General features: G+C 71.9%; 25 protein-coding genes. 12 read left to right on the plus strand and 13 right to left on the minus strand.

Features of this window, described 5'->3' with window-relative positions; all coding sequences use genetic code 11:
• Nucleotides 1–49: 49 nt before the first annotated feature.
• Both ACZ4TO_RS02140 and ACZ4TO_RS02145 read right to left on the minus strand, forming a co-directional pair.
• Nucleotides 50–574, minus strand: a complete 525-nt coding sequence (locus tag ACZ4TO_RS02140; RefSeq protein ID WP_382780215.1) for a hypothetical protein — start codon at nt 572–574, stop codon at nt 50–52.
• A gap of 210 nt (nt 575–784) precedes the next feature.
• The gene (locus ACZ4TO_RS02145) at nt 785–1,225 is read right to left on the minus strand and encodes an ATP-binding protein (RefSeq protein ID WP_382780212.1); all 441 of its coding nucleotides are present in this window, start codon (nt 1,223–1,225) and stop codon (nt 785–787) included.
• Nucleotides 1,226–1,640: 415 nt separating this feature from the next.
• On the opposite strand from ACZ4TO_RS02145, the gene ACZ4TO_RS02150 reads away from it, so the two are divergent.
• Complete coding sequence (locus ACZ4TO_RS02150) at nt 1,641–2,369, plus strand: hypothetical protein (RefSeq protein WP_468023153.1); 729 nt, start codon at nt 1,641–1,643, stop codon at nt 2,367–2,369.
• A gap of 237 nt (nt 2,370–2,606) precedes the next feature.
• Here ACZ4TO_RS02150 and ACZ4TO_RS02155 read toward each other — a convergent pair whose 3' ends face one another.
• Nucleotides 2,607–3,098: an FBP domain-containing protein gene (locus tag ACZ4TO_RS02155; protein WP_468023154.1), complete on the minus strand. Its 492-nt coding sequence runs from the start codon at nt 3,096–3,098 to the stop codon at nt 2,607–2,609.
• 83 nt (nt 3,099–3,181) lie between these two features.
• Between ACZ4TO_RS02155 and ACZ4TO_RS02160 the strand changes: the two genes are divergently transcribed.
• The gene (locus tag ACZ4TO_RS02160; protein WP_468023155.1) at nt 3,182–3,751 is read left to right on the plus strand and encodes a TetR/AcrR family transcriptional regulator; all 570 of its coding nucleotides are present in this window, start codon (nt 3,182–3,184) and stop codon (nt 3,749–3,751) included.
• Nucleotides 3,752–4,023: 272 nt separating this feature from the next.
• Here the strand turns inward: ACZ4TO_RS02160 and ACZ4TO_RS02165 are convergent, their stop codons facing one another.
• On the minus strand, nt 4,024–4,764 hold the full coding sequence (locus ACZ4TO_RS02165) for a flavodoxin family protein (RefSeq protein ID WP_382780199.1): 741 nt from the start codon (nt 4,762–4,764) through the stop codon (nt 4,024–4,026).
• Nucleotides 4,765–4,985: 221 nt separating this feature from the next.
• Between ACZ4TO_RS02165 and ACZ4TO_RS02170 the strand changes: the two genes are divergently transcribed.
• From ACZ4TO_RS02170 to ACZ4TO_RS02180, 3 genes are all read left to right on the plus strand, one after another.
• Nucleotides 4,986–5,846 carry an oxidoreductase gene (locus ACZ4TO_RS02170; RefSeq protein WP_468023156.1) on the plus strand — a complete coding sequence of 287 codons (861 nt, stop codon included), beginning with the start codon at nt 4,986–4,988 and terminating at the stop codon, nt 5,844–5,846.
• A gap of 128 nt (nt 5,847–5,974) precedes the next feature.
• Nucleotides 5,975–7,624: a serine/threonine-protein kinase gene (locus ACZ4TO_RS02175; protein WP_468023157.1), complete on the plus strand. Its 1,650-nt coding sequence runs from the start codon at nt 5,975–5,977 to the stop codon at nt 7,622–7,624.
• The gene (locus tag ACZ4TO_RS02180) at nt 7,621–8,280 is read left to right on the plus strand and encodes a hypothetical protein (protein ID WP_382780191.1); all 660 of its coding nucleotides are present in this window, start codon (nt 7,621–7,623) and stop codon (nt 8,278–8,280) included. Before ACZ4TO_RS02175 ends, ACZ4TO_RS02180 begins: the two co-directional genes overlap by 4 nt.
• Nucleotides 8,281–8,318: 38 nt before the next feature.
• On the opposite strand, the gene ACZ4TO_RS02185 is transcribed toward ACZ4TO_RS02180, so the two are convergent.
• The gene (locus ACZ4TO_RS02185; protein WP_468023158.1) at nt 8,319–9,323 is read right to left on the minus strand and encodes a LacI family DNA-binding transcriptional regulator; all 1,005 of its coding nucleotides are present in this window, start codon (nt 9,321–9,323) and stop codon (nt 8,319–8,321) included.
• A 198-nt stretch (nt 9,324–9,521) separates the two neighbouring features.
• On the opposite strand from ACZ4TO_RS02185, the gene ACZ4TO_RS02190 reads away from it, so the two are divergent.
• Both ACZ4TO_RS02190 and ACZ4TO_RS02195 read left to right on the plus strand, forming a co-directional pair.
• Nucleotides 9,522–10,412 (plus strand): amidohydrolase family protein, encoded by an 891-nt coding sequence (locus tag ACZ4TO_RS02190; protein WP_468023159.1) that lies wholly within the window; start codon nt 9,522–9,524, stop codon nt 10,410–10,412.
• Nucleotides 10,413–10,449: 37 nt separating this feature from the next.
• Entirely contained in the window at nt 10,450–10,950 is a 501-nt protein-coding gene (locus ACZ4TO_RS02195; RefSeq protein ID WP_385048051.1) for a cysteine dioxygenase, read from the plus strand.
• 74 nt (nt 10,951–11,024) lie between these two features.
• Here the strand turns inward: ACZ4TO_RS02195 and ACZ4TO_RS02200 are convergent, their stop codons facing one another.
• From ACZ4TO_RS02200 to ACZ4TO_RS02215, 4 genes are all read right to left on the minus strand, one after another.
• The gene (locus tag ACZ4TO_RS02200) at nt 11,025–11,396 is read right to left on the minus strand and encodes an alpha-amylase (protein ID WP_468023160.1); all 372 of its coding nucleotides are present in this window, start codon (nt 11,394–11,396) and stop codon (nt 11,025–11,027) included.
• A 246-nt stretch (nt 11,397–11,642) separates the two neighbouring features.
• Nucleotides 11,643–12,134 (minus strand): hypothetical protein, encoded by a 492-nt coding sequence (locus ACZ4TO_RS02205; protein WP_382780176.1) that lies wholly within the window; start codon nt 12,132–12,134, stop codon nt 11,643–11,645.
• Between the two features lie 396 nt (nt 12,135–12,530).
• A complete protein-coding gene (locus ACZ4TO_RS02210; protein ID WP_385048045.1) occupies nt 12,531–12,788 on the minus strand; it encodes a hypothetical protein in 258 nt (85 codons plus the stop codon).
• Nucleotides 12,775–13,044 (minus strand): DUF6400 family protein, encoded by a 270-nt coding sequence (locus tag ACZ4TO_RS02215; RefSeq protein ID WP_468023161.1) that lies wholly within the window; start codon nt 13,042–13,044, stop codon nt 12,775–12,777. The genes ACZ4TO_RS02210 and ACZ4TO_RS02215 overlap by 14 nt, the downstream gene beginning before the upstream one ends.
• A gap of 168 nt (nt 13,045–13,212) precedes the next feature.
• Here ACZ4TO_RS02215 and ACZ4TO_RS02220 point away from each other — a divergent pair, with 168 nt between their 5' ends.
• The 4 genes from ACZ4TO_RS02220 to ACZ4TO_RS02235 all read left to right on the plus strand — a co-directional run bounded on the left by ACZ4TO_RS02220 (nt 13,213) and on the right by ACZ4TO_RS02235 (nt 17,408).
• Nucleotides 13,213–13,710, plus strand: coding sequence for a lamin tail domain-containing protein (locus ACZ4TO_RS02220; protein ID WP_382780167.1), 498 nt, complete (start codon nt 13,213–13,215; stop codon nt 13,708–13,710).
• Between the two features lie 191 nt (nt 13,711–13,901).
• Complete coding sequence (locus ACZ4TO_RS02225) at nt 13,902–15,644, plus strand: bifunctional phosphatase PAP2/diacylglycerol kinase family protein (protein ID WP_468023162.1); 1,743 nt, start codon at nt 13,902–13,904, stop codon at nt 15,642–15,644.
• Nucleotides 15,645–16,598: a YihY/virulence factor BrkB family protein gene (locus tag ACZ4TO_RS02230; RefSeq protein ID WP_382780160.1), complete on the plus strand. Its 954-nt coding sequence runs from the start codon at nt 15,645–15,647 to the stop codon at nt 16,596–16,598. It abuts the gene before it with no gap.
• Nucleotides 16,599–17,408, plus strand: coding sequence for a phosphatase PAP2 family protein (locus tag ACZ4TO_RS02235; protein ID WP_468023163.1), 810 nt, complete (start codon nt 16,599–16,601; stop codon nt 17,406–17,408). It begins immediately after the preceding gene.
• Here the strand turns inward: ACZ4TO_RS02235 and ACZ4TO_RS02240 are convergent.
• Nucleotides 17,401–17,655 (minus strand): helix-turn-helix domain-containing protein, encoded by a 255-nt coding sequence (locus ACZ4TO_RS02240; protein ID WP_468023164.1) that lies wholly within the window; start codon nt 17,653–17,655, stop codon nt 17,401–17,403. The genes ACZ4TO_RS02235 and ACZ4TO_RS02240 overlap by 8 nt on opposite strands.
• Nucleotides 17,655–18,302, minus strand: a complete 648-nt coding sequence (locus ACZ4TO_RS02245; protein ID WP_468023165.1) for a DUF2975 domain-containing protein — start codon at nt 18,300–18,302, stop codon at nt 17,655–17,657. The genes ACZ4TO_RS02240 and ACZ4TO_RS02245 overlap by 1 nt, the downstream gene beginning before the upstream one ends.
• A gap of 194 nt (nt 18,303–18,496) precedes the next feature.
• Between ACZ4TO_RS02245 and ACZ4TO_RS02250 the strand changes: the two genes are divergently transcribed.
• A complete protein-coding gene (locus ACZ4TO_RS02250) occupies nt 18,497–18,829 on the plus strand; it encodes a putative quinol monooxygenase (protein WP_382780147.1) in 333 nt (110 codons plus the stop codon).
• 61 nt (nt 18,830–18,890) lie between these two features.
• Here ACZ4TO_RS02250 and ACZ4TO_RS02255 read toward each other — a convergent pair whose 3' ends face one another.
• Nucleotides 18,891–19,922 carry a medium chain dehydrogenase/reductase family protein gene (locus ACZ4TO_RS02255; protein WP_468023166.1) on the minus strand — a complete coding sequence of 344 codons (1,032 nt, stop codon included), beginning with the start codon at nt 19,920–19,922 and terminating at the stop codon, nt 18,891–18,893.
• Between the two features lie 111 nt (nt 19,923–20,033).
• Nucleotides 20,034–20,504, minus strand: coding sequence for a DUF5990 family protein (locus ACZ4TO_RS02260; RefSeq protein WP_382780141.1), 471 nt, complete (start codon nt 20,502–20,504; stop codon nt 20,034–20,036).
• Between the last annotated feature and the right edge of the window lie 122 nt (nt 20,505–20,626).

Genomic DNA, 20,626 nt, shown 5'->3' on the forward strand with positions numbered 1-20,626 from the left:
TCCGCTCCAGGCTAACCAGTCGTCCGAGGTCCGGGGCGGTCGTGGGTCCTCAGTGCTTCAGGACGACCTTGGCGGCGACGATGATCAGTCCGAGGGCCAGGTTCACGAAGCCCTCGGCCACGACGAGCCCCCGGGAGGCGCCGGCGCGGACGGCTCCGAGGCACGCCCACATGACCTGCTGGCCCACCGCGATGCCCAGAGCGATCCACAGGCCGGTGTTCACACTCATGTCGAGGAGCGCGCTTCCGGCCACCGCGACGGCGGGCAGGGTGGCCGCCTCGACGATGGACCACTCGTGCGTGCCGATCCGGCGGACCTGGCGCAGGGACCACCGCTGGCCGACGATGCGTTCGCCGGCGATCTGCGCGTACACATGGGTCGCCCAGAAGACCAGCCCGGTGACCACCAGCAGCACGACGGCCTGGAGACGCGGGAACTCCCCCGTCGTTCCGGCCGTGGCCACGACGGAGGCGGCCAGGATCGAGCCGTAGATGGCGCCCGCGTAGTCGGTTCGATGGCCGCCCGACCGGTCTGCGCCGTCCTCGCCCTCGGTCGGAACGCTGGAGCCGCTCACCCGTTCACGGTAGGCGGCGGGGCAGGGCCACGCCCGGCGGGTGGGCCGTCCGGGGATGTCGGACCGGGGGCGCCGGTCCGTAGATGCAACGGGGCTTCGGCGTTCCCCGCACGGTGTCGGACCTGCCGGGCTCCGACACCACCTTGTCAGGCGCGTGCCGTCACCCCAGTGTCAAGTGCCGTAACCCTGTCAGGTGCCGGCTCCGCCGTGTCAGGTGCCATCCTCGCCGTGCCCGGTGCCGTCTCCGCCCTGCCGGGCGCCGGCCGGGCGGAAGCACGCCGTGACCGTCTTTCCGTGGCGCTGGCACTTCATGCCCCACTCGTCGGCGAGCATCCGCACGATGCCCACCCCGCGGCCCGACACCGCTCCCGGCTCCGGGTCACGCTGGAGCGGCAGGGTGGAGTCCTCGTCGTGGACACTCACGTGCAGGCAGTCGCCGTCCCAGGTGAGGACGAGATGCGCGTCGCTGTGGGCGTGGATGTGGGCGTTGGTGAGCAACTCGGAGACCGACAGCACGACGGCGTCCACCGTGTCGGGTTCCTCGGCCGTCCACGGCAGGGACTCCAGGTGCCGACGGGTCCAGCGTCGCCCGGCACTCACCCCTCCGGAGACCGGGAACGAGTGTGCCCAGCCCATCGCCTTGACCGCCATGGCCCGACCTCGCTTCCGTTCGTTCCGTTCGTTCCGTCCGTGCCTCGTCGTACGGTTCGTGTACCCGCGCGGCGCCGGTACAGTCGGCACACGGCCGATGCCCCCGACACGGCGTCACCGCCCTCCGCACCTGCCCCACGGACGAGTTGGGGCCGGGGTTCATGTGCCCGCCCCGGTGCCCGCGCGGGACCGAGGGGGAGTCAATTCCGTGGTACGACCCGAACTCCCCTTTGGGGCGAACCCGCACGCGAAGGGAACAACGGGCCAACACTGTCCGTACTATCTGTAAGCCGGGGCATACGCGCCAAGCGCGGTCGCCCAGCCATGCAGCCCGGTCCGACACCAACATGCCTTGCCCCACGGCATCTTCCCGGGGTGTTCATGTGGCGACCGCGCTCCGAAGAGAGGTCCCATCGTGCCCGACACCAAGACTCCCACCGAACTGACATCGCAGTACAAGGCCCAGGTGGTCGCCGACCTGGAGCGCAACGCCAAGGACCAGGAGCGCATCGGTGCGGAAATGGAGGCGCTGCAGGAGCAGTTGAACGCCCTGCGGCACGACCACACCGTGCTCACCAACCTTCAGCAGGCGCTGGAGGCCGCGGCCGCACCCGTCGCGCCCGCTCCCGTCGTGCCCGCCCCCGAGCCGACGGCGGCCGCCTCGGTCCCCCGCCAGAAGACCCCGGCCAAGGCAGCCGAGGGCAAGCGCGTCCGGGTCAGGAAGACCGAGAGCAAGAAGGCCGAGAGCAAGAAGGCCGAGGTCAAGAAAGCCGACAGCGGGAAGGCCACGGCGGTGCGGACGGCGGCGGCCAAGAAGCCCGCGGCCAAGGACGCCTCGACGCAGCCCACCCTCATCGAACTCATCCGCCGGTACCTCACGGAGCAGCGGGAACCCCGCTCCGCCGCGGAGGTGTCGACGGCACTGGGCCAGACGCATCCCGAGCGTCGCATCCAGACCAACGTCGTCCGGACCACCCTCGAGAACCTCGTGGCCAAGAGCCATGCCCACCGCGCCAAGCAGGGCACGTCCGTGTTCTACACGGCCGTCGAGGGCGAAGAGGCCCCGGCGCCGGCGACCGTCTCGGAACAGCCCGTGAAGGCGGAGGCCAAGGTCAAGGCGGAGGCGAAGACGGACAGCGACTGAAGCGGTCGGACCCGTTCGCCGTACGGGGCTTGCGCAGCCATGCGGCCTCGTGGGGCCCAGGGGCGTCGGTGAAGTCCGGTGTCACGGCCGCGGCGTTCGCGCCGCGGCCCGCCGCCGCACCGCGCTGTACCCGACCGCGCCACACCCCTACCGCGCTGTGCGGAACCCCGCCGCACCGCACCGTGCCGCACCACCCAGCCGTACCTCACCCCACCACGCCACACCGAACCGCACCGGTCAGGCCGTCACCTTGGCGATGAACGCCGCGAGGTTCGCCACGGTCCGCTGGATCTTCTCCTCCAGCGTCAGCGACTCGTGCAGCCGCCCTCCGACGCCCGCGTCCCGCTTCCCCCGCACATACAGCGAACAGGCGAGGTCGCTGCAGATGTAGGCGCCGACCGAGTTGCCCTGCTGCCCGGCCTTCCCCGCCTTGGGCGCGACCATCAGGGAGACGCCTCCGGTGTGGGTGGTCACACACATCGAGCACATGCTGCGCCGTAGCTGTCCCACCGCCGCGCTGGGACAGCGCAGCATGAGGCCCTTCAGTCCGTCGCCCAGTTCGGCCACGACGTAGGCGCGATCGGGCGCCTGAGGGTCCCGCCAGCCGAGGTAGTCCAGGTCGTCCCAGGGCCGCTCGGCCAGGTCGCGCGGGACCGACAGACGCTTCGCCTCACCCTTGGTGCAGTTCACGAACGCGGTACGGATCTCTTGCTCGGTCAACGGCTTCATAAGACTCACGGTAATTTGCCTAAAAGCTTTAGGCAAATGCATAATCGGTTACGCCGAGGGAGAGCGCGAGGGAGAGGGAGGACATGGGTCGAGCGGGACTGAACACCGAGCGCCTGACACGGGCGGGAGCGGAGCTGGCCGACGAGGTCGGCTTCGATCAGGTGACCGTCTCGGCCCTGGCCAGGCGGTTCGACGTCAAGGTCGCGAGTCTGTACTCGCACGTGAAGAGCTCGCAGGACCTCAAGACCCGTATCGCCCTGTTCGCCCTGGACGAACTCGCCGAGCGGGGCGCCGCCGCGCTGGCCGGACGGGCCGGCCGGGACGCCCTGACCGCCTTCGCGAACGTCTACCGCGACTACGCCCGAGAACACCCCGGCCGCTACGACGCCGCGCGGTTGAGGCTCGACCCCGAGACCGCGGCGGCGAGCGCGGGCGTCAAGCACGCGCGGATGATGCGGGCGATCCTGCGGGGCTACGACCTCACGGAACCGGACGAGACCCATGCGGTCCGTCTGCTGGGCAGCGTGTTCCACGGCTATGTGAGCCTGGAGTCGAGTGGAGGCTTCAGCCACAGCGCCCCCGACTCCTCCGAGAGCTGGGCCCGCATCCTGGACGCCCTCGACGCCCTGCTGAGCAACTGGCCCGCGCCCTAGGTCCGCCTGAGCCACACCCTCAGGCCACCGCACCCCTTGTCGGCCTGTGCCGGACACCGTCGACTCTGCCGATGTCCGGCACGGAACCGTCCCCCGTGCCCCCGTGCCCCCGTGCCCCCGTGCCGACATCATGTGACGCGGTGCGTGGCATGCGCATTGCCGGTTCCCGGCAGTGTTGCCCACAATCTGGGTGCCGGACAGCGTCAATAGATCGTCACCGGGCGCCGCCATCGGCGCCCGGTTGCTCGACCGGCCCGCACGCGGTCCGTGACTCAGCGGTAGTCGGGGTTGGGTGCGTCCGCACGGCAGCCCGCGTCCCACAGCGAACGCTGGTTGCCGTGGGCGGGGATGCCGCCGGACCGCTTCAGCAGGGCCGCCATGTGCATCAGGTTCCAGGTCATGAACGTGGTGTTGCGATTGGTGAAGTCGTTCTCGGGACCGCCCGACCCCGGGTCGAGATAGGACGGACCGGGTCCCGCCGGCCCGATCCAGCCGGCGTCGGCCTGCGGCGGGATGGTGTAGCCGAGGTGCTGGAGGCTGTAGAGGAGGTTCATCGCGCAGTGCTTCACGCCGTCCTCGTTGCCGGTGATCAGACAGCCGCCGACGCGGCCGTAGTACGCGTACTGGCCCGCGGAGTTGAGCAGCCCCGAGCAGCTGTAGAGCCGCTCGACCACCTGCTTGGTGACCGAGCTGTTGTCCCCCAGCCAGATCGGCCCCGCGAGGACGAGGATGTCGGCGGCCATCACCCGCTCCTGGATCGCGGGCCAGTCGTCCGTGGCGAAGCCGTGTTCGGTCATGTCCGGGTAGACGCCCGGGGCGATGTCGTGGTCGACGGCGCGCACGACCTCGGTCGTGACTCCCTGCGCCTCCATGATCGCGCTGCTCTTGTCGACCAGCCCTTCGGTGTGGCTCAGGGCGGGTGCGGGCTTGAGGGTGCAGTTGATGAACAGCGCGCGCAGGTCTTCGAAGCGGTACGCGTCGTCGGTCGCCGGGGTGGACGGTGACTCGGTCACGGATGACTCCTTCGTACGGGGCCGCGGCGGCGAGGGCCGGGAACGGGGTGACCCGGAGACCGGGTCCGACTGGTTGCCCGGGAGCAGCGTCTCGCGTGTGTCCCGGTTTGTCCTCGAACGACTCGGCGATACGCCCCAGCCGCTTTCCGGGCCGCCTCCGCCCCGGACCCGTCCCTCGTCTCCGATACCGGCCCGGCTCGGCAGGACCTAGGGTGGTGGCCGTGACCACTGAACGATGGCAAATCGGCGGCGACTTGGGTGTCGCGCGCATCGGCTACGGCGCGATGAAGCTGACCGGCTGGCCCCGGGGCGAGCGGCCGGACCGGGAAACCTCGCTGGCCATTCTGCGGCGCGCCGTGGAGCTCGGGGTGAACCACATCGACACCTCGTACTACTACGCGCGGGACGGGGTGTCGGCGAACGAGCTGATCCGGGAGGCGCTGCACCCCTACCCGGACGACCTGGTGATCGTGACCAAGGTGGGCGCCCTGGTCGAGGGGGCCGACATCGCGCTGCCCGCGGAGCAGAAGACGGGCCTGACGGCCGACAATCTGCGCCGGGGCGTCGAGGCGAACCTCCGCTCGCTCGGCCTGGACCGGATGGACGTGGTGAACCTCCGGATGGGTGATGTCGGCGAGGCGGACGCGACCTCCCTGGCCGAGCCGCTGGAAGCGCTGCTGGCCCTGCGCGACGAGGGGCTGATCCGGCACCTGGGCATCTCCAACGTCTCCGCCGACCAGTTCGCCGAGGCCCGCAAGATCGCACCGATCGCCTGCGTCCAGAACCTCTACAACCTGTCGCAGCGCGATGACGATCCCCTCGTCGACGCCTGCGCCGAGGCCGGTGTCGCCTACGTGCCCTTCTTCCCGGTCGGCGGCTTCCAGCCGGTCACCGCCGAGCACCTGGAGGCCGTGGCGGCACGCCACCGGGCGACCACGCCCCAGGTGGCCCTGGCCTGGCTGCTGGCCCGGTCTCCGAGCATCCTGCTCATCCCCGGCACCGGCTCCCTGGCGCACCTGGAGGAGAACATCGCCGCGGGAGAACTCGAACTGACCGCCGAGGACCTCGCCGAACTGGGCTGACGGACACCCGGCGATCCCGTGACCGCCGCCCTGCAACCGAAGCGGCCCCGATCGTGTCTCAGCACAGGACTGGAGCGCGTGGGGACCGGACTGCCGCACGGGCCCCACGTCTCGGGGAGGCATGAGTCATGAGCACATGGGCGGTACCGGGCTACAGCGAGTCCCGCGAGCTCGGTTCGGGGGCGAGCGGTCGGGTCGCGCTGGCCGTGCACGAGGAGACCGGTCATCCGGTCGCGGTGAAGTACCTCAGCGAGTCGCTGCGCACCCGTCCGGGCTTCGTCCAGGAGTTCCGGGCGGAGGCGCGGCTGCTCGGCGGGCTGCGCAGCGACCACGTGGCCGGCCTCTACGAGTACGTGGAGGGACCCGAGGGCGCGGCCATCGTCATGGAGCTGGTGGACGGCGTGTGCCTGCGGGTCCTGCTCGCCCAGCAGGCGCCCCTCGATCCCGAGGCCGCCCTCGTCCTCCTCAAGGGCTCGCTGCTCGGCCTCGCCGACGCCCACCGCGTCGGCGTCGTCCACCGCGACTACAAGCCGGAGAACGTCCTCGTCCGCCCGGACGGCACGTCGAAGCTCGTCGACTTCGGGATCGCCGCCACCGACGGCACGACGGCCGGCATCGCGGGCACACCGTCGTACATGGCTCCCGAGCAGTGGACCGGCGCGCCCGCCTCGCCCGCCGCCGACGTCTACGCGGCGACCGCGACGTTCTTCGAGTGTCTGACCGGCCGCAAGCCCTACACGGGCGAGAACCTCGCCGAACTCGCCCTTCAGCACGTGGACGGGGCCATCCCCGCCGACGAGGTCCCCGAACCGGTCCGCTCGCTGGTCCAGCGGGGGCTCGCCAAGGCACCCGAGCAACGGCCCGCCCACGCCGAGGACTTCGTCGCGGAGCTGGAGGCGACGGCCGGCGGAGCGTACGGCCCGGACTGGGAGGAGCGCGGCCGCCGGCAACTCGCGGCGCTCGTGGCCCTGTTCCTCCTGCTGCTTCCCTCCGCCCCCTCCGTGCCGCGTCACGCCACGGACACCGCGCGCACGATCCTCGCCAGGACTTCGGACCGGCTCCGGGCCTGGCGGCCGAGCCTCCGCTCCCTGCTGGTGTCCGTCGCCGCGCTCGTCGCGGCCCTGCTGCTGACGTACGGCATCGACCGGCACGCCCCGGACTTCGGCACACCCCGCAGGGCCGCCGAGGCACTGGCCACCACCAGCGCGCAGCCGACCGGTGACGGCGGCCCCACCGCGACGGCGGACTCCGGCTCCCCGTCGCCGTCGTCCTCGTCGTCCGCGTCGGCTTCGCCCACTCCGTCCGGCTCGGCCACGGACGCCACCGCCGGGCCGACCGCGTCGGCGTCCGCGACCCCCGACGCCTCCGCGTCGGCGACTCTCGCGCCGCCGACGACACCGGCCACGCCGACGGCCTCGCCCACCACCGCCTCCCCGTCGCCGTCCCCCAGCGTCGGCGTCAAGTCCGTCGTGTTCAGCGGTTTCCGGCAGACGGGAACCTCGACGGCGGCGGCCACGGTCACCGTCACGACCGACGGCACCGGGCCGGTCACACTCACGGTCGCCTGGTTCACCGGTGAGGTCAGCGGCCAGGCCGGAACGCAGGACGGGGCGGCGGAGACGTACCGGCGCAGCGGTTCGACCCAGTACACCATCGCCCTCGACCACACGTTCCAGGGAACGGGCTGCTACTGGGGTGTGCAGGGCAGGACCCAGCCCGCCTCCGCCGACGGCGGCGGATGGCAGCAGCTTCTCACCCGGCGGTGCTCGATCGGATGAACCAGAACCAGAGCGCCTCGGGCGCCTCCTCCCCCGACGACGACTACAGCGCGACCGCACTGGCCAGCCATTGGATCCAGCGGCCGGACTCCTCCGACACCCTTGCCCTCACCGGGAGTCCGGCGACGGTCGAGCTGTCCGGCGGCGGGGCCGGGGAGGTCCGGCCCGACCGGGTCGAGGGCACGCTGCTGCGCTTCGGCCCCGGCGTGACCGCCGACACCATGCGCCGGATGGGCCACGTCGCTCCGGCCGCGCCGGTACGACGCCGGACCTGGCGCCGGCACGCGCTGCCCGGCGTGGTGCTGCTGGCCGTCGTCGCCTTCCTCCTGTGGCACCGCGCCACCCCGTCCCTCGGGGTGCACGACGTCACGGTCTCCGCCGCGTCACCCTCCCCCGGCTGCGGCGAGACCACCGACATCACGGCCACGGTGAGCACCAACGGCAGGGCCGGTGAGCTGACGTACCGCTGGGTCCGCAGCGACGGCACCTCCTCGGGCGTCCTGCGCGAGGACCTGACGCGTGATCAGAAGCAGGCCCGCATGCACCTGTTGTGGACCTTCCAGGGCGACGGCCGGTACGCGGCACGCGCCGAGCTGCACCTGCTCTCCCCCGTGCGTCGCACCGTGTCGACGAAGCTCGCGTACCACTGCCCCTGACCGGGCCGGGCACCCGCCCGACGGTGCCGGTGCGGCCGTCAGACGGCCACGGCCGAGCCGCGCACGCACATGGAGGGGGCGCACAGGATCGCCTTTCGGCGCGCCCGCTTCCCCTCGATCGCGGACGCGGTCAACCGGGCGGCCTCCGCGGCGATCTGCGTCAGTCCCCAGCCGACCGTGGTCAGCGGCGGCGCGAGGACCCGGGAGACGGGGTGGTCGTCGAAGCCGACCACGGAGACGTCGCGCCCCACGACGAGTGACGCCTCGGCCGCGGCCGCGTACACCCCGTAGGCCAGGGAGTCGGAGAAGCAGAAGACGGCCGTGGCGCGCCGCTCCCCGTCCAGGACCCGCCGCGCGACGACGGTCGCCGCACCCAACTCCTGCGGGCAGGGCACGAGTTCGGCCCGCAGGCCGATGCGGTCCGCCGCCTCGCGCACATAGACGTCGGCGGGCCGGTCGGGCGTGCTCGGCCGGGTCGGGGTCAGGACGGTCACCCGGCGGTGGCCGAGACCGTGGAGATACTCCAGGACGGCGTCGATGCCGGCCCGGTTGTCGAAGATGACCTGTCCGGCCGTGCGCGCCCGGCTCAGCGAGTCGCCGACGGCGACGACCGGCAGCGCGTCGGCGATCGCCGACCACTGCTTCGCCGCGGGGTTCACCGGGGACACCACGAGGGCGTCGACCCGCTGGTCGCGCAGTTTCTTGGCGAGGACGAGTTCGCGGTCGGGGTCGCCGCCCGCGTCCAGGATCAGGGCGTAGCGGTCGCCCGCCAGGAGCTCCCGGCCGATCGCCGCCATGAGCTGCTGCTGCCACAGGTCCTGGAGGTCGCCGGCGAGCACACCGACCATGCTGGTGCGGCCGCTCGCGAGGGCACGGGCGATGGGGTGGGCCTCGTAGCCGAGTTCGGCCGCGGCCTTGCGCACCCGTTCCTCGGTCTCCTTGGAGACATGCTTGCCGCGCAGGGCGTACGAGACGGCGGCGGTGGAGAGGCCGGTGGCCTCGGCCACCTCCCTGAGGGTGGTGCGCTTCTGAGGCCTGACCATGCCGGGAAGCCTACCGGGCCGTGCCCTCGGCGCGGGCGAGTGCGTGGGCAAGAGCAGGAACGAGTGCAGGGGCGAGTGATTGACAGGGCGCGTTGTTAACCGCTTAAGTTAAGCGCATCACTGAAGCGGTTAACCTTCGCTCCTCAGCAACAACGGCACGGATTCATCAAGGACTTCGGACCCATCGAGGACTTCAGGATGCCCGTCGACGTCCACCAGCACCTCTGGCCGCCGGATCTCGTCGAACTGCTGCGTGCGCGCACCGCGCCGCCGCACCTCGACGGCTGGACGCTGCGCCTGGAGGGCGAGCCGCCCTACGAGGTGGACCCGGCCGACCACGACCTCGGCACCCGGACACGTCTGGCCCTCGCCGACGGTCTGGAGCTCGCCCTGGTCTCCCTCTCCGGACCCCTGGGCATCGAGCATCTGCCCGCGGCGGAAGCCGTGCCGCTGCTGAGCGCCTTCCACGACGGGGCGCTCGCCCTGCCCGCGCCGTTCGGCGTGTGGGCCTCCGCCTGTCTGAGCGAACCGGACCCCGAGGCGGTGGAGCGCGAACTGCGCCGGGGCTGCGTGGGACTCCACCTCCCGGCCACCGCGCTCCTGGACGCGGCGGGCTGGCACACCTGCGCTCCGTTGCTCGACGTCCTCAACCGCCTGGGCAAGCCCTTGTTCGTCCACCCCGGCAAGGCGCCGCCCGCTCCCGCGGCCCCGCCCTGGTGGGCGGCCCTCGTCCCCTATCAACAGCAGCTCCACGCGGCGTGGTTCGCGTTCCGGGCCTTCGGCCGCGCCCGCCATCCGGGACTGCGCGTCTGCTTCGCCGCACTCGCCGGCCTGGCCCCCTTGCACGGCGAACGGCTCGCGGCGCGGGGCGGCGGCAGGGGCGAGGTCGACTTCGACGTCTTCTACGACACGTCCTCGTACGGCACCCGAGCCGTGGACGCCCTCGTCCGGGCCGTCGGTGTCGACGGCGTCGTCAGCGGAAGCGACCGTCCCTACGCGTCACCCGTCGTCCCCGACCTGGGAGCGGACGCCGCCGTCCACGCCCTGCGCACCGTCAACCCCGCCCGTCTGCTGCGCGGCCGCACCTGAGCCGCCCCGCGGACCACCTCTGGAAGGGAGTCCCGCCGTGACGTACTCGTCCCTGCCGGACCGCACGCTCGACAAGCACGAGCTGCGGGAACTCGTCGACGACCTCGCCGCCCGACCCGGGCTGTGGCGGGACCTGATCGCCTTCTCCCACGACGAACGGCACTACGTCTCGCTGCACCGCGACGCGTACGTCGACGTCTGGCTGCTGTGCTGGACCCGGCGGAACGACACCGGCTGGCACGACCACGACATCTCCTCGGGCGCGGTGCGGGTGGTGCAGGGCGTGCTGACCGAGTCCAACCCCCGTATCGGCGGCCGCCATCTGTCCGTCGGCGTCGGTGCGGGCCACTCGTTCTGCTTCGGCCCCGACCACATCCACCGCCTCACCGGCGCCACCGACGACGCGGTCTCCCTGCACGCCTACTCGCCGCCGCTGTGGCGCCTCGGGCAGTACGACATCACCGAGGACGGTCTGATGCGCCGTGTCTCCGTCTCGTACGCCGACGAACTGAGGCCCCTGGACAGCCCGGCGGCATGACGGCGCGACGGCGTACGGCCGGAGGCCCGGGCGCGGGGAGACCCCCGCCCGGGCCGGCGTGACGCGCGGCACCGTCACACGCCGGGCGGCGTGCAGCCGCTCAGCCCGGTGACGTAGTTGAGCTGGGGGCCGTAGCCGGCGAACGTGGCGATCGCCCGGGGCAGCAGGGTGCGGCACGGCGCGTCCTGGTACTCGGTGTACCGGACGGTGACGTCCACGGTGGTGTCGCAGTCGTTGACGACGGTCGTGTAGCGCCAGTCGCTGTAGTAGTGGACGCAGTCCGGGACGGGGGTCGTGTCGACGGCCTCTCCCATGAGGACATCCGGTCCGGCGTCGCGCGCGGTGGCGGGCGCTCCGGCGGCACCCAGCAGGCCCAGCACGGCGACGGACAGGCCCAGAGCCGCCCTGAGCCCGCGCGGAGGTACGAAGCGGCTGATGGTGAACATGGAGGCGTCCTTCAGGTCGGCGGATGCGGCGGCCGTGGAGCCGCGGCGCGAGCCACCTTGCAACGCCTGCAAGAATTGCGCAAAGACATGCAACGCCTTTCAGTCGATGGTGAACCCTCAACCGAACAGGTGCCGTTCACGAAATGCCCCGATCCGGGCCTCGCGCCCGCCTCCGGCACGCCATGTCCGCGGGGCCGGCCCGGTGCGGGCCGGACCGCGACCGGCCGGGAGCGGGCGGGATCGCGGTCAGCCGCGCGATCTGCCCTGGTCGCGCCGGCCCTGCCGCGACTGGGGGCGGCCGGGTCCGCCGGAGCGGCGGCGCGACGGTGCCGGGGGCGCGTCCGCGCTGTTGAAGCCGGGTCCGCTCGGGGCGCTGAAGCCGCCGGGAACCGCGGGAGCGACCGCGGGGGCGGCGGCGGTGGCCGCCGGAGCGGAGGGCGCGGACGGCGTGCGGGTGCGCGGCAGGGCGCGGCCCAGGACGCGGGTGTGCGTCATCAACGGGGCGCAGGCGGCGCACACTTCCATCAGGTTCCACACCTGGGCAATGGCCGGATCATGGCGCAGCACCAGCAGCACGCTGCCCATGCAGTGCACCTGGGTGCCCTCGTGCGCGGCGCACTGCGCCTGCCGACAGGCGCAGGCGGCGTCCGCGTGCACGGTGGCCGCGCGGGCGTGCGCGCCGATGTGGGCCTCGGCGAAGCGGCGCAGCGCGGCGAGGTCACGGGACCGCGGCGGCATCGCGCAGGGAGAGGAGCACGTGACCGACGCGGTGCGGTCGCTGTGGCCGGAGATGCGGACGGTCCAGGTGCGCCCAGGACGCCGCGCGGCAGGGGATTCTGAGTGTGGGAGGTCCAAGACCGGCAGTCCTTCGGCAGTGGGATGTTCGCGCAGATGCGCATGCAGTTTCTTTACCCGCGCGGGCCGGTCCGTCATCCACCGGTGGGCCGCGAGCGTCTTCGAATCTACGAGCGATGGCGTGCGCGGGCCCGGACTGCTGTCGTGCGGGGCTGTGATCTTCCCACAGGGGCGCGTCGGACGAGTTCGACCCGCCTGGGGCCCTGAGGATAACCCCGGCATGACCTGCTGGTCATCAGGGGTGCGCGGATCCTGTGCCCGCGCCGCCGACCCACCGGGTCAGCGTCCCGGGCGGCCGCCCGTGATGCGGCTCCACACGGATCGGGTGGCGCCGAATCCGGTCTCGTGGACCCAGACGTGGGTGCACGACGGGCACTGCAGGTGGAGCAGGCTTCCGGTGGTGGAGAGCAGGTAGCGCCAGTGGTCGGAGCACGACCGCCGCTGTGCGCAGGAGGCGCATCCGTGACTGTCCGCGCAGTTCGGGCAGGTCACCCAGGCGCGTCGGCCGACATCCGCCTGCGGGTCAAGCGGCAGCACGGCCGTCTCCGCGACGGGGAAGTACGCCGGCCGCGACGAGGTCGTCGTACACGCGCCGCTGCTCCTCGTCGAGCCCGGAGTACAGGAGGGCGTACGCGGCCTCCTCCTGGCGCATGACCTCGACCGGGTCCCAGTCGGGGCCGAGGACGGACAGGACCTGGGCCTGTCGCTGGACCTCCTGGGCGGTGAGGTCGACGGAGAACTCGACCAGCTCGGAGTCGGGGCCGCTGGGGAGCGGGGGAATTCGTGGAGCCATGGGAGAGAACTTAGGTATGCCTTTCTTGTCGGACAAGAGAAGGTAAGCGAAGTCACAGCGGGCCCCTGACCGGAGAGTCTTACGAGTCCCACACAACTCCGTCATCCATTGATCACATCATCGGTATGCTCACGGGGTTTCATCCGCACCACTGAGGGGGGATTCCTCATGCGTATCCGCACTGCCCTGGCCGTCACCGCCGCTGCTGCCGGCACGCTCGCCGCCATCGCCACGGCTCCGGCCCAGGCCACGGAGTATTCGTCCGCGCTGAAGATCAAGGGCGTCCAGTACGACGCGCCCGGCCGTGACTCCAACAGTTGCTCCAGCGGCAACACCAAGAGCGAGTACCTGGTCATCAAGAACTACTCGTCCGGTACGACCGTGAACCTCAAGGGGTACGTCGTCAAGGACGCGACGGGCAACAAGTTCACCTTCCCGGCGAACCACTACCTGGAGCCCGGGGACTCGGTGAAGCTGCGCGGCGGCCACGGCACCGACTCGGACGCCGGCAACGTCGTCTACCGCCAGAACTGCAACTTCATCTGGAACAACGACAAGGACAGCATCTACCTGTACAAGTCGTCCGGCGCCCGTGCCGACGTCCACTCGTACACCAAGTCCGCCAACGACCGTGACGGCAACGGCTACATCACCTACCACGGCTGATCCGACACAGAGCCGACACACGTCCGCCCCGGGACGCGACCTTGAGGTCGCGTCCCGGGGCGGACCTGTTTCCGTCCGGGCGCACGTCGTAGCAGGTCTGTCCGAGGCGATCCGGGGCAGACGGCCGTGGACCCGGGAGGAAGCGCGTCCCGGGCGGACAACGGCCCACCGCGCTGCCCCTGGGAGAACCGATGCCGACCGCCCTACCGGACAGAGCCGCCGGACCCGCCGGCAGCCGCACCGAAGCCTCCGGCTCCCCCCGGTCGTTCGCACTGCCCCGGGGCACCGGCCGCACCGCCGCCCGCATCGCCGCGCTGACGGCGTGCCAGGCGGCCACGATGGTGGGCCTCGGACTGCTGATCACCGGACCCGCCCACGGGCTGTGGCCGCTGACGGCCGAGGACACCGTGAACGAGCGGCTCGAACAGGCCCGCACCGGCACCCTCACCACGCTGTCGTCCATCGCCTCCGAGGCCGGCAACACCCTCACGGTCGTGACCATCACGCTCGCGGTCTGTCTGGGGCTGCTCCTGATACCCCGCCTCCCGATGTGGCGCCAGGCGGTCTTCCTCGCCGTCGCCGTCTCGCTGCAGTCGCTGGTGTTCCTGGCCATCACCGAATCGGTGGACCGCCACCGGCCGGAGGTGGACCGCCTCGACGCGTCGCCGCCCACGTCGAGTTACACCTCCGGGCACACCGGCGCGGCGACCGCGCTGTACGCGGGTCTGGCGGTTCTCGTGCTCTCCCGCGTCCGCGGGCCGTGGCGCAGGATCGTGGCCGCTCTGCTGCTGCTCCTGCCGCTGCTCGTGGCTGCCGCCCGGCTCTACCGGGGTATGCACCACCCCACCGACGTCCTGGGCGGCCTCACCAACGGCGGGCTGTCCCTGCTGATCGTGGGGCGCGCCCTGCTGGTCGACCCGTCCGTGACCGCGGCGCCCTCCACCGGCGGCACTCCGGCCGCACCGGCCGTCGAGGAGCGTGCGCCCGGCACGACCGCCGTGATCCTCAATCCCACGGTGACCGACGAGGCCCAGCGCGACGAACTGCGGCAAACCCTCGAACGGCACGGCCACCGCGACCCCGTGTTCCTGGAGACCACCGCGGACGATCCCGGGGCGGGACAGACGGCCCGCGCGGTCCGCGAGGGCGCGACCCTCGTGGTGGTCTGCGGCGGTGACGGAACGGTCCGCACGGTCGCCGACGCCCTGGCCGACAGCGGCGTCCCCCTGGCCGTCGTACCCTGCGGCACCGGCAATCTGCTGGCCCGCAACCTCGGTCTGCCGCTCTCCCCCGTGGACGCGCTCGAAGCCGCGCTGACCGGCGGTCCGCACCCGCTCGACCTCGCCGCCGTCGAGGGCGACGGCCTGCCCGCCACCCGGTTCACCGCGATGGCCGGGGCCGGACTCGACGCCGCGATGATGGAGCACACCGATCCACGTGCCAAGTCGGCCCTCGGCTGGCCGGCCTACGCGCTGGCCGGCATCGGGACCCTGCGCACGCCCCGGATGCGGGTGACGATCCGGCTCGACGGAGCCCCCGCGTTCCGCCGCACGGCCCGCATGGTGCTCGTCGCCAACGTCGGAACCGTGCAGGGCGGCGTCACACTGCTGCCCGCCGCCCGCCCCGACGACGGACAGCTCGACCTCCTCGTCCTCGACCCGCGCGGACCGGGCGGCTGGATCCGCGCCATCGGCACACTGCTGCGCGGGCGCGCCACGCCTCCCCGGCCGTCCACCGTGCAGACCCTCGCGGCGGAGGGCGAGGACCACCACGGCGTCCCCGTGGAGTTCTTCACCTTCCGGCGCGCCGAACTCACCTTCGACACGCCGCAGTCCAGGGAACTCGACGGTGATCCGGTGGGCCCCGGCCGACGTCTCACCGCCGAGGTCCGCCCCGGCGCCCTGACCGTCCTGCTCCCCTCCAGGGAGAAGTGAATGGGCACCGCGACCAAGGTCCCGGAGACCCACGCCATGTCCGGCGACGAGCTCTCCGCCGACGAAGCCCTCGCGTCGCTGCGCCGCTACGGCGGCTGGCCCCTGCTGCGCGACGCGTTCATCCGGTTCCGCTACGCCGACGGGTTCAGCCATTCCCGCGCGCTCGCCCTTCAGACGGTGCTGGCCCTGATCCCGCTCGCCATCGCGTTCGTGGGTCTGTCCTCGGTCCTGCACACCGAGAACTTCGGCAGGGTCGCCGAACTGACGATCCGCCGGATCGCCGCGGGCCCGAGCGCCGACGTCGTCGACGACGCGCTGCGCCGCAGCCGGCACACCGCGGGCGACGGGGCGCAGGTCGCCCTGTGGTTCGGACTGGCCTTCTCCCTGGTCAACGTGACCACCGCCATGTGCCAGATCGAGCGGGGTGCCAACCGGATCTACGGGAACGAACGCGACCGCGTCTTCCACCGGAAGTACCTGCGCGGCCTGGTCATGTCCCTGAGCGCGGGCATCCCGCTGGGCCTCGGATTCATCCTGATGGTGGCCGGCGGCGACCTGGCGTCCGCGGTCGTGACCGTCTACCACCTCGACGGAGCCGCCAAGACCGCCTGGGATCTCCTGCGTTGGCCCTCCGGTCTGCTCCTCGCCCTCATCTCGGCCAGCGCGATCTTCCGCCGCTCGCCGCGCCGCCGCCAGCCCGGCTACACCTGGCTGGTCTTCGGCGCCGCCGTGTACCTGGTGCTGTGGACGGCGCTGACCTGGCTGCTGAGTCTCTACCTCGGGATCAGCGGCACCTTCGACACGGTCTACGGCCCCCTGAGTGCCTTCATGTCCCTCCTCCTCTGGGCCTATCTGACCTCCATCGCCCTGTTCCTCGGACTGTCCTTCGCCGCCCAGCTCGAAGCCTCGCGCGCACGGCGCCCCGGTCCGGTCGAACCCGATCCGGGAGTCTGAATGCCGACGCGCACAACGGTCCGGAAGCTGCGGGAACTGCGGGAGCGCCGACGGACGGCCGACCGCCGCTTCGGCGCCCGGCTGCTCGGCTCGGCCGCGGTGGCCGCGATCACCGCGGTGCCGTTCGGTCTGCTCCTCGTGCTGGTCGAGGGCAGATGGCAGCCCCTGCGCCGACTGGACGCGGGCGCCGCCCGCCGGCTGCACGAGATCGCCCTGGAGCATCCCTCCTGGACCAGTACGCTGCGTTTCCTCTCCGACCGGGTCTGGGATCCGGTCACCTTGCGTACGGCTGTTGCGTTGCTGACGGCGTGGCTCCTGTACCGCCGGGCCTGGCGTCTGGCCGCGTGGTCCGCGGTGACGGCGGTGGCCGGCGGGTTCATCGGGCTCCTGGTGAAGACGGTCGTCGAGCGGGCACGTCCGTCGCTGGAGGATCCGGTGGCTCGGGCGCCGGGGTTCTCCTTCCCCTCGGGTCACGCGATGACGGCCACGACGTCCTTCGCCATCCTTCTGCTGGTCCTGCTGCCGCTGGTGCCGCGTTCCTGGCGCGCGCTGTGCTGGGGCGCCGCCGTGCTCTCCGTCGTCGGCGTCGGGTTCACCCGGGTCGCGCTGGGCGTCCACTGGTTCAGTGACGTGCTGGGCGGCTGGCTGCTCGGGCTGACCGTCGTCGCCCTCACCGCCTGGGCGTTCGAGGCCTGGCGGGCCGACACCGGGAGGCCTCACGCCGACGTCGGTGAAGGCCTGGAGCCCGAACTCACCGACGAGCAGCCCGAAGCCGACGCCCCCGGACCGGGGGAACGGGCCGTCACATGACGGTCCGTCCGGTCCCCCGCCCGGGCGGGCGGTAGCTGAGAAGGTCGCCCGGCTGGCACTCCAGCACCTCGCAGAGCCGGGTCAGCGTGGTGAACCGTACGGCTCTGGCCCGGCCGTTCTTCAGGATCGACAGGTTCACATGGGTGACACCGACCCGGTCCGCGAGCTCCGCCAGCGTCATCCCGCGTTCTTCGAGCAGACGGTCGAGGTGGACCTCGATCGCGTGCTCCTCCTTGTCCTCGGGCATCAGACCGTTCCGTCGAGGTCTTCTCGCATGGCGACGCCGACGCGCATGATCCGTGCGAAGGAGAGGACGCCGAGGCCGGTGAGTATCGCCATGTACGGAGCGTCCCACGAGAGGAACCCGGACAGGGCGTTGACGTCGCCGCCTCGGCTCAGCGAATGGATCAGCGCCTTCTCGCTCACGGACTCCGCGATCGCGGCGAGCACACTGCCCGCCAGCAGCCACCAGCCCACGCCGCGCAGCCGACGCGCCGTCCGCGCGGTGTAGAGGCCGTCGCCCTCGGCTCCCCTGATCAACCGGAGGACGAGCAGGAGCGCCCCGACGGTGAAGACGAACGAGGGAAGCTGGGTCGCGGTGTTGAGCAGGCCCTGGACCGTGCTGGGATCGCGCGTGCAGAAGCTCGGATGGGCGTCCAGGCTCATCGAGGCCCCCGGCGCCGCCCTGAACCCCAGGGGGGACGGCTCGTCGCCGGCGCCCACCGTCGTCGTCGTGTCCGTGACGCAGACCGTCGTGTCCCCGATGCGAAGGACGCTGACTCCGTCCATGAACATCGAACCGAACACGCCAAGGACGGTCACCGCCGCGAACAGCGTCACGATCATCGTGACCGCGCTCGACATCGGCTCCAGTGGATTGCGTACCCTCGCCATGACTCCCCCATATCGATTATCGATGTTATCGAAAAACGATACAGAGGCCGACAGAGCTCCGCAAGGCCGTTCGAGAACGGGCCCCGGACAGGAGCGATCCGGTCGCGGTGGTTCCCCCGATCGGCTTACAGGCCCCTGGCGTTCCCCTGCCGCGGGCGGCACAGAATGGCTCGACACCGACGCGAGGAGCCCTCATGATCTTCATCACCGTCAAGTTCAGCGTCCGCCCCGAGGACGCGGAGAAGTGGCCCGAGATCACCGCCGACTTCACGGCGGCCACCCGCGCCGAGGCCGGCTGCCTGTGGTTCGACTGGTCCCGGAGCCTGGACGACCCGACGGAGTACGTCCTGGTCGAGGCCTTCCGGGACGACGAGGCCGGCGCGTCCCACGTCCAGTCCGCGCACTTCAAGGCCGCCCAGCAGGCCCTGCCCCGGCACCTGACCGCGACACCGCGCATCGTGAACATGAAGATCCCCCAGGACGACTGGTCCCTGCTGGGCGAGATGGTCGTCGAGGAGCAGCCCTAGCTCCGGAGGACAGCGCGCCTCTCCCCGAGGACACCGCGACCCCGTACGACGGTCCGGCGCCCTACGGATTGAGGACGACCTTTCCGGCGACCGTGCCGGACTCGGCCAGCCGCAGGGCCTCGGCCGCCTCGGTCAGCGGCAGCCGGGCGGCGATCCGGGCGGTGACGTCACCGCGCTGGAGGGCGCCGAAGACCTGGGTGAGGTCGGCGCGCAGCCGGGCCCGGAAGCGGCTCCGGGACAGGGCGCGGCCGGCCCAGATGTTGAAGAAGTACGCGTGGCGGCCGTTGGGCAGGGCGTTCCACAGCCAGACCCGGCCGAGCAGCTTGAGCACGGGCCACTGCTTGGACCCCGTGTCGTCCCGGGTGGAGGCGCTGCCGTAGGCCACGAGCGTGCCGCCGGGGGCGAGCAGGCGCCAGGAGTCGACGGCGCTGCGGCCTCCGACATGGTCGAACACGGCGTCGACCCCGCCGGGCGCGAGTTCACGTACGCGTGCCGCGACGTTCCCGGCGCGGTAGTCGACGGGGATCACACCCTGCTCCCGCAGGGCGTCGTGGTGGCGCGCCGACGCGGTACCGATCACCTCGGCGCCCGCGGCGCGCGCGAGCTGGACCAGGACCGAACCGACGCCGCCGTTGGCGCCGTGGACGAGAACGGTCCGGCCCGCGCGGATCCGCGCCTTGCGGTGCAGCATCTGCCAGGCGGTGATGCCGTTGACGACCACGGTCTCCGCCTCGGCGGCCCCGATCCCGTCGGGCACCGGTACGACGTCGGCCGCGTCCACGCATACATGACTGGCCCAGCCGCCGACCTTGAGGAGGGCGGCGACCCGGGTGCCGGCCAGCCCCGGGTCCACTCCGGGTCCGGTGGTGAGAACCGTGCCGACGAGGTCGTAGCCGGGCACGAAGGGGAACGGCGGCTGGTCGTAGTACCGCCCGCGGCGCATCTGCTGCTCGGCGAAGGAGACGCCGGTCGCCTCCATCCGGACGACGACCTGACCGGGGCCCGCGACGGGCACGGCGCCGTGCCGGATCTCCAGCCCCTCCGGCTCCACCTTGCCCGGCAGGACGACCTCGACGAGCCCTTCGGCGTTCATGACGACCTCCACTGCGTTCCGCGAGTTATCTGCTATCGCTTTAGTTAGAAGGTATAACCGGCAGGCGTGAGCGTCAAGAGCTTTCGTTAGAGGTTCTAACGCGGGGTGCGGCTAGGCGGCGGCTTCGGCCGTCCACGCGATGTCCGGCGGCACGACGCGGGCGCAGCGCGGATGGCCGTGCGCGTCGGTCAGACCCAGCCGGGCGACGAGGAGCCCCTCGCGCGCGGCCTCGGCGAGCACGTCGGCGGGGACGGCGTCGAGCATCAGCTTGGCGCGGCGGAACATGCTGAAGACCCCCGCCTCGTCGACGGTGCCCCACGACAGATAGATGAACCGGTGCCCCAGGCGGTGCTGGAGGTAGGGCCCCTTCAGTTCCGGCCCCGTCGGCGAGGGCGCGACCGTGCAGTCGAGCGTCCAGGTCGCGCGGGCGGCGTCGCCGGGCTGGGGGTCGAGCAGTTCGGCCGGACGGTCACGGCGTTGCACAGCCACATGGATGTTGTCGTACACCGGGACGGTGCCACGGCCGTCGGGGACGGGACAGGTGCGGCCGGGCAGGTCGTGGGCGTCGATACGGATGCGCATACGGGCCATCATGCCGCCGAACCGCCGACGGACAGACGGCGCGCCCCCAGGCCCTGCCCGACCGTCCCGTCCGCCTGCCCGTTCCGCCCACCCGGCCCTCTCCGTACACGCCCACCCGGCCC

It is taken from the genome of Streptomyces sp. NPDC028298 (genome assembly GCF_055565895.1).